Annotated in this window: 4 protein-coding genes; all 4 read left to right on the top strand. The window is 73.0% G+C overall.

The features are described 5' to 3' along the window. Nucleotides 1–226: 226 nt before the first annotated feature. Nucleotides 227–1,756, top strand: coding sequence for a class I SAM-dependent methyltransferase (locus tag ACGFZQ_RS43065; RefSeq protein ID WP_351747219.1), 1,530 nt, complete (start codon nt 227–229; stop codon nt 1,754–1,756). 284 nt (nt 1,757–2,040) lie between these two features. Next, complete coding sequence (locus tag ACGFZQ_RS43060; protein ID WP_351747218.1) at nt 2,041–2,238, top strand: hypothetical protein; 198 nt, start codon at nt 2,041–2,043, stop codon at nt 2,236–2,238. A gap of 255 nt (nt 2,239–2,493) precedes the next feature. Next, on the top strand, nt 2,494–5,340 hold the full coding sequence (gene topA, locus ACGFZQ_RS43055; RefSeq protein WP_393845024.1) for a type I DNA topoisomerase: 2,847 nt from the start codon (nt 2,494–2,496) through the stop codon (nt 5,338–5,340). 180 nt (nt 5,341–5,520) lie between these two features. Further along, nucleotides 5,521–8,841 carry a dTMP kinase gene (gene tmk, locus ACGFZQ_RS43050; protein ID WP_393845023.1) on the top strand — a complete coding sequence of 1,107 codons (3,321 nt, stop codon included), beginning with the start codon at nt 5,521–5,523 and terminating at the stop codon, nt 8,839–8,841. The last annotated feature ends 66 nt before the right edge of the window (nt 8,842–8,907 follow it).

Below are 8,907 nucleotides of genomic sequence, written 5' to 3'. Positions count from 1 at the left end.
CGCCGGGAGCCGGGAGCCGGGAGCCGGGAGCCGGGAGCCGGGAGCCGGGAGCCGGGAGCCGGGAGCCGGGAGCCGGGAGCCGGGAGCCGGGAGCCGGGAGCCGAGGGGGCACGGCGATCGCTTCGGGTGCTTGGAGCCGCGGGGTGCGTCCGCAGGCCGGCGGGTGTCGGCCAGGGCCCCTGCCGCCGCGAGCTGAGGCGGTGTCCGCAAGGGGCCGCGGGCCACAATGGAGGGCGTGACTGACTCCGGCCTCGCCACCCTGCCCGCTTCCGACCGCCCTGACGTCGCCGCCCGGCTGCGCACCGCCCTGCTGGGCGCCTCCTTCACCGCCGACGGGCTCCTGGAACTGCTCGGCGCACCCGCGTACGCGGCCCTGGCCCGCAGCGAGACGGTGCCCGCGCTCCGGGCCACCCGCGGGGACACGCCGCTGGAGACGCTCGTCCGGCTGTTCCTGCTCCAGCAGCCCGTCCCGCACGCGCGCGTGGCCGCCATGCTGCCCGTCGACGACCTTCTGGAGAGCGGCTGGCTGACCCGCGCGGGCGGCGACGAGGTCGCGGCCACCGTGGACGTACGGCCGTACGGCGGGCCCGACGGCGAGGACTGGTTCATCGTCTCCGACCTCGGCTGCGCGGTCGGCGGCGCCGGCGGCATCGGACAGCGCCACGAGGGTGTCGTCCTGGGCGTCGGCGGCGCGTCCACGACGCTGGCCGGCATCACCGTCCGTACGCCTGTCTCCGCCGCCCTCGACCTCGGCACCGGCTCCGGAATCCAGGCCCTGCACGCCGCCCAGCACGCCACGCGCGTGACGGCGACCGACCTCAACCCGCGCGCGCTGCACATCACGGCGCTCACGCTGGCGCTCTCCGGCGCCCCGGCGGCCGACCTGCGCGAGGGCTCGCTGTTCGAGCCCGTCAAGGAGGAGGAGACGTACGACCTCATCGTGTCCAACCCGCCGTTCGTGATCTCGCCGGGTGCCCGGCTGACGTACCGGGACGGCGGGATGAGCGGGGACGATCTGTGCCGCTCGCTCGTTCAACAGGCCGGGGACCGGCTGGCCGAGGGCGGGTTCGCGCAGTTCCTCGCCAACTGGCAGCACGTCGCGGGGGAGGACTGGCAGGACAGGGTCAGGTCGTGGGTGCCGCGCGGGTGCGACGCGTGGATCGTGCAGCGCGAGGTGCAGGACGTCAACCAGTACGCCGAGCTGTGGCTCCGGGACTCCGGTGACCACCGCGGGGACACGGCGGAGTACCAGGCGCGGTACGACGCGTGGCTCGACGAGTTCGAGGCGCGCAAGGTCAAGGGGGTGGGATTCGGCTGGATCACGCTGCGGAAGACGGCGGCCGCTGTGCCCTCGGTCACGGTGGAGGAGTGGCCGCATCCGATCGAACAGCCGCTCGGCGAGACGATCCGCGCGCACTTCGACCGCCTCGACTATCTCCGTGAGCACGACGACGCGGATCTGCTCGAAGGCCACTTCCGGCTCGCCGTCGAGGTGGTCCAGGAGCAGGTCGGGCTGCCCGGCGCCGAGGACCCGGAGCATGTGGTGCTGCGCCAGCACCGCGGGATGCGCCGCGCGACCAAGGTGGACACGGTCGGCGCCGGGTTCGCAGGGGTGTGCGACGGCTCGCTGAGCGCGGGGCGGATTCTCGACGCCATCGCCCAGCTGATGGGCGAGGACCCGGTGTTGCTCCGCGACCGCACGCCCGCGCAGATCCGGCTGCTGGTGGAGCAGGGGTTCCTGGAGCCGGCGGGCTGACGGACCGGGAGGCCGGGCTGCCGGAGCCCCCGCTGTGCACTGGGGAGCGGGGCCCGGTCGGCCCGTCGGTGGGGCCTGGCGGCCCTTGGGACACGCCGGGAAAAGAAAAGGGCCGGAAAAATGTGGCCAGAATGTTTGCCCCGTAGTCCGTCGGTCGCATGTTCGAGACGGCGGCACTGTCTCGTTCACCTCGATTTCGCCCGCCCGCCTCCCGCCCGCCGTCCGCCCGTGTCAGTCTCCCGGCGCTGGACAGTCGCGGACGGCAGGGAAGGGGCGCGCGGGTCATGGAGAGCGGACCGGCGATCTTCGCGGGGGCGGTGTTCGCCCTGTTCGGAGGCGCACTGCTGGTGTGGACCGGCATTCGGGTCCGGCGTGGTGAACCCGTCGCCCAGGGTGTGAGTCAGGTCGCATCGGCGACCCTCGCAAGCCTTGCCGCGGTGATCGCGCTGGGCCTCGGGGCGTACTGCCTGACCCGCCTGTGAGGGTGCGGTTCCGGTAATCGGAGCATCACGCTCCGGACGGGGCCGGAAAGGCGGCCGGGGACTCCGGGCGGCAGGAATGGCGGTAGTCGGGTTACCGTTCGAGTGGCCGTTGTGGGCTTTTCCCGTTTGACACGGGGGCGGGATGTACCGTCACACTCCGCAGCGTCACCAAGTGAGCGGGTATCCGTGCCCGTGCCACGACCCCGGGAGCAAGGCCTGGGGAGGCCCCAGCGTCGACCGGAGAGAAGAGCGAAGTTGTCCCCGACCAGCGAGACCGCACAGGGCGGCCGCCGACTCGTCATCGTCGAGTCGCCTGCCAAGGCGAAGACGATCAAGGGCTATCTGGGCCCCGGATACGTCGTCGAAGCGAGCGTCGGGCACATCCGTGACCTTCCCAACGGCGCCGCGGAGGTGCCCGAGAAGTACACCGGCGAGGTCCGGCGCCTCGGCGTGGACGTCGAGCACGACTTCGAGCCGATCTATGTCGTCAACGCCGACAAAAGGGCGCAGGTCAAGAAGCTCAAGGACCTGCTGAAGGACTCCGACGAACTCTTCCTCGCCACCGATGAGGACCGCGAGGGCGAGGCCATCGCCTGGCACCTCCTGGAGGTCCTCAAGCCCAAGGTCCCGGTCAAGCGGATGGTCTTCCACGAGATCACCAAGGACGCGATCCGCGAGGCCGTCGCCAATCCGCGCGACCTGAACCAGCGCATGGTCGACGCCCAGGAGACCCGCCGCATCCTCGACCGCCTCTACGGCTACGAGGTCTCGCCGGTCCTGTGGAAGAAGGTCATGCCGCGCCTGTCGGCCGGCCGTGTCCAGTCCGTCGCGACCCGGCTCGTGGTCGAGCGGGAACGCGACCGCATCGCGTTCCGTTCCGCCGACTACTGGGACCTGACGGGCACCTTCGCGACCGGCCGGGCCGGCGACCCGAGCGACCCCTCGTCCCTCGTCGCCCGCCTGCAGGCCGTCGACGGCAAGCGCGTCGCCCAGGGCCGTGACTTCGACTCGCTCGGGCAGCTCAAGACCGCGAACTCCCTCCACCTCGACGAGGCGAACGCCCGCGCCCTCGCCGCCGCCCTGGAGAACACCCGGTTCGCGGTCCGCTCGGTCGAGTCCAAGCCGTACCGCCGCTCGCCGTACGCCCCGTTCCGTACGACGACCCTCCAGCAGGAGGCCAGCCGCAAGCTCGGCTTCGGCGCGAAGGCCACCATGCAGGTGGCCCAGAAGCTGTACGAGAACGGCTACATCACGTACATGCGTACGGACTCCACGACGCTGAGCGACACCGCGATCGCGGCCGCCCGCGCCCAGGTCACGCAGCTGTACGGCGCCGACTACCTGCCCTCGTCCCCCCGTGTGTACGCCGCGAAGGTCAAGAACGCCCAGGAGGCGCACGAGGCGATCCGCCCCTCGGGTGATCGTTTCCGCACCCCGGCGGAGACCGGCCTGACCGGCGACCAGTTCAGGCTCTACGAGCTGATCTGGAAGCGGACCGTCGCCTCCCAGATGAAGGACGCGACCGGTAACAGCGTCACCGTGAAGATCGCCGGCACCGCCGCCGACGGCCGGGACGTCGAGTTCAGCGCCTCCGGCAAGACGATCACCTTCCACGGCTTCCTCAAGGCCTACGTCGAGGGCGCCGACGACCCGAACGCCGAGCTGGACGACCGCGAGCGCCGGCTGCCCCAGGTCGGCGAGGGCGACGCGCTCTCCGCCGAGGAGATCACGGTCGACGGGCACTCCACCAAGCCCCCGGCCCGCTACACCGAGGCCTCGCTGGTCAAGGAGCTGGAAGAGCGCGAGATCGGCCGCCCGTCGACGTACGCGTCGATCATCGGCACGATCCTCGACCGCGGCTATGTCTTCAAGAAGGGCACGGCCCTCGTGCCGTCCTTCCTGTCCTTCGCCGTGGTCAACCTGCTGGAGAAGCACTTCGGCCGGCTGGTCGACTACGACTTCACCGCCAGGATGGAGGACGACCTCGACCGCATCGCCGCCGGCCAGGCCCAGGCGGTGCCGTGGCTGCGGCGCTTCTACTTCGGCGAGACAGTACCCAACAGCGACTACGCCGCGGGGGCCACCGGCGGTGCGGCCGACGCGGGCAACGGCGACGGCGACCACCTCGGCGGCCTCAAGGAGCTGGTGACCGACCTGGGCGCGATCGACGCGCGGGAGGTGTCGTCGTTCCCGGTGGGCGACGACATCGTGCTGCGGGTCGGCCGCTACGGCCCCTACGTCGAGCGCGGCGAGAAGGACTCCGAGGGCCACCAGCGCGCGGACGTGCCGGAGGACCTGGCGCCGGACGAGCTGTCCGTCGAGCTCGCGGAGGAGCTGCTCGCCAAGCCGAGCGGCGACTTCGAGCTGGGCGCCGACCCGGAGAGCGGCCACCAGATCATCGCCCGCGACGGCCGCTACGGCCCGTACGTCACCGAGGTGCTCCCCGAGGGCACCCCGAAGACCGGCAAGAACGCGGTCAAGCCGCGTACGGCCTCGCTGTTCAAGTCGATGTCGCTGGACACGGTGACCCTCGCGGACGCCCTCAAGCTGATGTCGCTGCCCCGCGTGGTCGGCGCCGACGCCGAGGGCCAGGAGATCACCGCGCAGAACGGGCGCTACGGGCCGTACCTGAAGAAGGGCACGGACTCGCGTTCGCTCACCTCCGAGGACCAGCTCTTCACGATCACCCTCGAAGAGGCGCTGGCTATCTACGCCCAGCCCAAGCAGCGGGGCCGGGCCGCCGCCAAGCCGCCGCTGAAGGAACTGGGCACGGACCCGGTCAGCGAGAAGCCGGTCGTGGTGAAGGACGGCCGCTTCGGGCCGTACGTCACCGACGGGGAGACCAACGCGACCCTGCGCTCCGGCGACAGCGTCGAGGAGATCACCCCGGAGCGCGGTTTCGAGCTGCTCGCCGAGAAGCGGGCCAAGGCGCCCGCCAAGAAGACGGCGAAGAAGGCGCCCGCGAAGAAGACGACGGCCGCCAAGAAGGCCGCGCCCGCGAAGAAGACGGCTGCCAAGAAGACCGCCGCCAAGACGACGACGGCCGCGAAGAAGACGGCCGCCAAGAAGGCGACGGCTGCCAAGGCGTCCGCGGAGGACTGAGCCACCCTCAGGTACTCATAACAGCAGCACCGGTTCATATCGGCCAGGTCGGTTCATATCGGCCACACCGGTTCACACCGCCTTCGCAAGGCGAACGCCCCGGCATCAACTTGGTGTCGGGGTGTGCGTACCTGTGGACGGTCGCGTCGGCCTGTCGCTGGCTGCCGATAGGCTGAAAGCATGACGCCAGCCGAGCAGCCAACGGCCCCCCAGACAGAACCGGACGACGCACTGGTAGCGGATTCCCGCGAACGCGCCGTCCGCTCGCTGCTGCGCCGACCCGAGCTGAGGCGGTTGTGGAGCGCCCAGCTAGTCAGCGGCGTCGGCGACACGCTGGCGCTCCTCGTGCTTGTCGTGCTCACGCTCCAAGCGGCGATCGCGCAGGGTTCGTTCGGTGGTGGCTACCGCGGTGTGGCGTTCGCGGTGGCGATCGTCTTCGGGGTGCGCATTCTGGCCACCCTGCTCTTCGGCGCGGTTCTGCTGGGCCCGCTGTCCACGCTGACCGCTCAGGACGGCCCACTGGACCGCCGCTGGACCATGGTCGGCGCCGACGGCCTGCGCGCGGCCCTGCTGATCATCGCGCCCCTGTGGATCGACTGGACGCCGGAGAACGCCCCGGCGGTGCTGCTGGTGACGGCCTTCGTCACCGGCGTCGCCGAGCGCTTCTGGACGGTCTGCCGGGAAAGCGCGGCCCCCGCGCTGCTGCCCGCCCCGCCCCCGGAGGGCGCGACGGTACGACCGCTGCCGGACCACCTCGACGCACTGCGCCGCCTGTCGCTGCGTACGACCTTCCTGGCGGTCCCGCTCGCGGCCGCCGCGCTCGTCGTCGCCTCTCTGATCAACAACCTGCTGGGCACGGGCATCGAGTGGTTCGCCCAGCACCAGGCGGCCCTCGGGTCGTACGTGGCGGCGGGGCTGTTCGCCGCCTCCCTCTCGGTGCTGGTCTACCTGGAGGTGCCCGGCACGCGCACCCCGCGCGCGCGGTCGCCGCTGGAGGGCCTGCGCCGCCCCAAGGCCGGCACCGGCATCGACCGGGGCCGTACCGGCGCCATCCCGCTGCTCGTGACGGCCTGCGCCGCCGTCGCCGGCGCGATCTCCGCGGCGGTCGCCGTCTCCGTGCTGCACGCCAAGGACCTGGGCGGCGGCCCGGTCCTGTACGGCCTGCTGGTGCTCGCGCTGACCGGCGGGGTCGCCGTCGGCATCCGTACGGCGCCCGCGCTGCTGCCGACGCTCTCCCGCCGCCGGCTGCTGTCGCTGGCGATCGCCTTCACCGGTATCGCGCTGCTGGCCGGCGGCCTGGTCCCGGACGTCACCACGGTGGTGCTGATCGTCGCGCTGGCCGGCATCGGCGCCGGTGTGGCCGCCAACACCGGCCACACCCTGCTCGACCAGGAGACCGAGGACTACCGCAAGGCGCGCACCACCGAGCATCTGCACGCGGTGGTCCGGGTCGCCATAGCGCTCGGCGCGGTGATCGCCCCCCTGGTGGCGGCCCTGATCGGGCCGCACCGGCTGGAGAACGGCAAGTTCGTGTTCACGCACGGCGGCGCCGCGTTCACCCTGATGCTGGTCGGCGCGCTGCTGCTGCCGGTGGCCGCGCTGGTGCTCGCCAAGGTCGACGACCGCGCGGGCGTACCGCTCCGGCACGACCTGCGGGACGCGCTCCTCGGCGGCGACGACCCCGCGCAGACGCCCACGACCAACGGTTTCTTCATCGCCCTGGAGGGCGGCGACGGCGCCGGGAAGTCCACCCAGGCCGAGGCCCTCGCCGAGTGGATCCGCGCCAAGGGTCATGAGGTGGTCCTCACCCGCGAGCCGGGCGCCACCCCGGTCGGCAAGCGGCTGCGCTCGATCCTCCTCGACGTCTCGTCGGCCGGTCTGTCGCACCGTGCGGAGGCGCTGCTGTACGCCGCCGACCGCGCGGAGCACGTCGACACCGTCGTCCGGCCCGCACTGGAGCGCGGCGCGGTCGTCATCTCCGACCGGTACATCGACTCCTCCGTCGCCTACCAGGGCGCCGGCCGCGATCTCTCCCCGACAGAGGTCGCCCGTATCAACCGCTGGGCCACCGCCGGACTCGTGCCGCACCTGACCGTCCTGCTGGACGTGGAGCCGGAGACCGCCCGCGAGCGGTTCACCGAGGCACCCGACCGGCTGGAGTCGGAGCCCGCCGAGTTCCACGCGCGCGTACGGGCTGGTTTCCTGACGCTGGCCGCCTCCGACCCCGGCCGCTACCTGGTCGTCGACGCCGGCCAGGAACCCGAGTCGGTGACCACCGTCATCCGGGCCCGGCTCGACACCGTGCTGCCGCTGTCCGAGGCCGAGATCAAGGCCGCCGAGGAGGCTCGCAAGGCCGCTGAGGAAGAGGCCCGTCGCAAGGCCGAGGAAGAGGCCGCGCGCAAGGCCGAGGAGGAGCGCCTGGAGCGGGAGCGCCAGGAACAGCTCGCCAAGCTGCGCGCCGAGGAGGAGGAGCGCAAGCGCCGCGAGCTGGAGGAGGCGCAGCGCCGCGAGGCCGAACGGCAGGCGGAGGAGGCCCGGCTGCGCGCCGAGGAGGCCCGCAGGCGTGCCGAGGAGGAGCAGGCCCGGCTGCTCGCCGAGGAGAAGGCCCGCGCGGAGGCCGAGGCCCGCCGCCAGGCCGAGGAGCAGCGGCGCCGCCAGCAGGCGGAGGAGGAGGCCCGGCTGCACGCCGAGGCCGAGGAACGGCGGCTGGAGAAGCAGCGCAAGGCCGAGGAGGCCCTGCTCAAGGCCGAGCAGGCGCGCCGCGCCGCGGCGGAGGCGGCGGCCGCGGCCGACGTGGCCGCCCGGGAGTCGTCCGCGCCCCGGCCGACGGCGCCCGGTGTCACACCGGAGGCCACGACCATGCCGACTCCGGTGGTGCGGCCGGACGACGAGCCGCCGGCCGCGCCCAGGCGCGCGGTGGACGAGACGACGGTGCTGCGGCCGGTCCGTGCGGACCGCGAGCCCGCCCACCGGGAGTCCGAGTCCGAGGTGACGGCGCAGCTGCCGCAGCCGCCGGCGGGCGCGTCCGACGAGACCGCGGTGCTGCCCCCTGTGGTGCCGGGGGCCGCGGACGAGACGGCCGTACTGCCTCCGGTGGGTGCGGCCGACGAGACGGCTGTGCTGCCTTCGGTGGGTGCGGCCGACGAGACCGCCGTACTGCCTTCGGTGGGTGCGGCCGACGAGACCGCCGTACTGCCTCCCGTGCGCGACGACGCCACCGCTCCCGCCGACGCCCCGGCGGACCGGATGCCGCCCGGCTTCTTCCGGGACGAGCGGGCGGGCGGTCCGGACGGGAACCCCGACGGGTCCGAGGGCCGTACGCGCGAGCTGCCGCAGGTCGACGACGACGGCACGGCCCGGCGACAGCGCCCCCGCCCCGACTGGGCCGAGGAGACCCCGCTGGACGACCTGCCGTCGCTGGCGGACGAGCTGCTGGGGTCGTACGAGGACGAGGAGTTCGACGACGGGCGGGGCCGCCGGGGTCGCGGGCGGCGCGGCTGACCCGTCCCGGGCCGGAGAGGCTCGTACGGGGGTGGTGCGGGTCGGGATGCCGGCCGGTGCCGCCCC

The organism is Streptomyces sp. NPDC048254 (genome assembly GCF_043201895.1).
GTDB lineage: Bacteria > Actinomycetota > Actinomycetes > Streptomycetales > Streptomycetaceae > Streptomyces.
This window is presented reverse-complemented; position numbering and strand designations above follow the sequence as displayed.